The organism is Microcoleus sp. BM001215392, assembly GCF_036700185.1.
Lineage (GTDB): Bacteria > Cyanobacteriota > Cyanobacteriia > Cyanobacteriales > Microcoleaceae > Microcoleus.
This window is the reverse complement of record NZ_JAUBOJ010000625.1, coordinates 1-2,387: the sequence shown is the minus strand read 5'-3', so window position 1 is coordinate 2,387 and position 2,387 is coordinate 1. Positions and strand designations below refer to the sequence as shown.

Here is a 2,387-nt window from a genome sequence, read left to right as displayed (position 1 = left end):
TTTCAACAATGAGATGTACCCTTCCCTCTTCCGACTTCCATCGAACCTCTTCCTTCGTAAGACGAGATTGCATATTCAAGGCTAATTCTACGCCGCCCGCGCCGCCACCAACGATCGCGATTCGTACAGGTTTTTTTGGATAGTTTTGTTTGGCAGAGATTAACTGATTCCAGCTAGCTAAAAACTCTGGTACTGGTTTAGCTGGAATGGCGTATTCTGCCGCACCTGAAACTGATAGATTTGCGGGAGTGCTACCGATATCCACAGACAGCACATCAAATTTAATTGGAGGGCTGGTTTGACAAATAACCTGATTTTTGCTAAAGTCGATCGCGATCGCCCGCTCGACCAATATTTGACATCCGGCAAATTGGGCGAGCGATCGCAAATCGATGTGACATTCATCATAATCGTAAAACCCGGCAACGTGTCCAGGTAGCATCCCCGAATAAGGCGCGTACAGGACATCGCTAATCAGAGTCAAACGCACGGACGGCAGCGGTTTGATGCCGAACATTTTCAATACAATAGCATGACTGTGACCGCCACCAATTAAGACTAAATCTTTCACAATTACAGATGTTAGATCGAAATGTTTCAGTACCGATATTTTACAACATTCGCACTCCGGCAGGCAGCACTGTCCGGTAAACAAAGTTGGCAGCGCGTAATTAATGATTGCCCAGCATTTTAACAAAATGCTCTCACAGATCGTTTATATCACAGACGATCGCCTCAGTTGCGATCGCACAATTAGCGCAAATGGCTGTAGACTGTAGAGCGAGCAAATTTTATCAGCAAATTATGCCGGGGTGTGTTTGATAGCTAACTCACCATTCACAATTATGACATTACGGATCATGCCTCGCAGTTGGTCGCGATCGATTAAACGTTTGTTGCCACTGCTGTTTGCCCTCTCATTCATTATAGTATTGTTGCTCAATAATGCGATCGGCGCGATCGCGCAGCAACCCCGCCAAGAAATTCGCGGAGTTTGGATGACAACAAACGACAAAGACATCCTCAGAGATAGGCGCAAAGTAGCCGAGGCCCTCAGCCAATTAAAGCGATTAAATTTTAACACAATTTATCCCGTAGTCTGGAACTCAGGCTATGCAATGTATCCCAGCCCCGTCGCCCAGCAAAGAGACATTCAACCCTTTGTTTATAGAGGGTTAGACGGACAAGATATGATCGGAGATTTAGTCGCTCAAGCCCACCGCCAAGGTTTGCTAGTAATTCCTTGGTTCGAGTTTGGTTTCATGACTCCTCCCACCTCAGAATTAGCCTTAAACAATCCCGATTGGCTGACCCAAAAACAAGACGGCACTCAAACATCAAACGGTGCAGGCGGCGAAGTAGTTTGGCTCAATCCATTTCATCCAGAAGTGCAGAAATTTATTACTGAACTCGTACTAGAAATCACCACACAATACAACGCCGACGGCATTCAATTCGACGATCACATGAGTTTGCCATCAGAATTTGGCTATGACAAATATACAGTTGATTTGTACACCAAAGAAACAAAAAAAGCACCTCCAATAGATTTTCAAGATGCAGCATGGGTGAAATGGCGAGCCAATAAAATCACCGCTTTTATGTCACAACTAAATCAAGCCGTCAAAGCAGCAAAACCAAATGCAATTTTCTCAATTTCTCCCAATTACTACGAATTTGCTTACAAATATCACCTGCAAGATTGGTTAGCTTGGGTTCGTTTGGATATTGCAGACGAACTGATTGTGCAAGTGTACCGTCCCAATCTAGAATCATTTGTGGACAAGATTAACCGCCCAGAAATGCGAGAAGCACAGCAAAAGATTCCTACAGGAGTTGGGATTATGACAGGTTTAAGAAATCGTCCAGTAGCGATAGGGCAAATTAAATCCCAGGTGCAAGCAGTCCAAGAATACGGCTTAGGCGCTGCTTTCTTCTACTACGAAAGCTTGTGGGAAGATGCACCGGAACCAATTAGCGATCGACTTTCTCAATTTAGCTCATTTTTCCCGTCTTCTGCATTCCGCACAGCGCTACAAATACCCAGACGCGCGGCAACTTTTCCGCCGCCGCCCCCACCCAAACCAGACCCCAAAGCTAAGCCCAATCAACCTACAAAAAACAGTCCACCTTCGCCCTCACCAACCACATCTAAAAAGTAAAAAGTCATTAGTCATTGGTAATTTTGTAAGTGTGCCATTAGTCCGACAGCCCGACAGGGGTTTAAACCCCTGTCTCATAGCTGAAGTCGTCTAAAGACGACTGTAGCAAGGGTGCATCTCACGCAAGGCAAATATGTTTGTAGGGGCGAAGCATGACCGCAGTGAATATAAGATGATAACTAATAACTTATATGCGGTCATGCTTCTTCAGGCTTCAAAAACCAG

General features: G+C 45.1%; 2 protein-coding genes. One reads left to right on the top strand and one right to left on the bottom strand.

Annotation, left to right across the window (positions count from 1 at the left end; genetic code table 11):
- On the bottom strand, window positions 1-571 hold a 571-nt coding region (locus QT974_RS33525; protein WP_333472679.1), incomplete at its 3' end, for an FAD-dependent oxidoreductase.
- A 274-nt stretch (window positions 572-845) separates the two neighbouring features.
- Here QT974_RS33525 and QT974_RS33520 point away from each other — a divergent pair.
- Complete coding sequence (locus QT974_RS33520) at window positions 846-2,162, top strand: glycoside hydrolase family 10 protein (RefSeq protein ID WP_333472678.1); 1,317 nt, start codon at window positions 846-848, stop codon at window positions 2,160-2,162.
- Window positions 2,163-2,387: the final 225 nt, after the last annotated feature.

Excerpts from the sequence above, each read along its gene's own strand:
- QT974_RS33520 (WP_333472678.1), top strand. The coding sequence starts at position 846 with ATGACATTACGGATCATGCCTCGCAGTTGGTCGCGATCGATTAAACGT.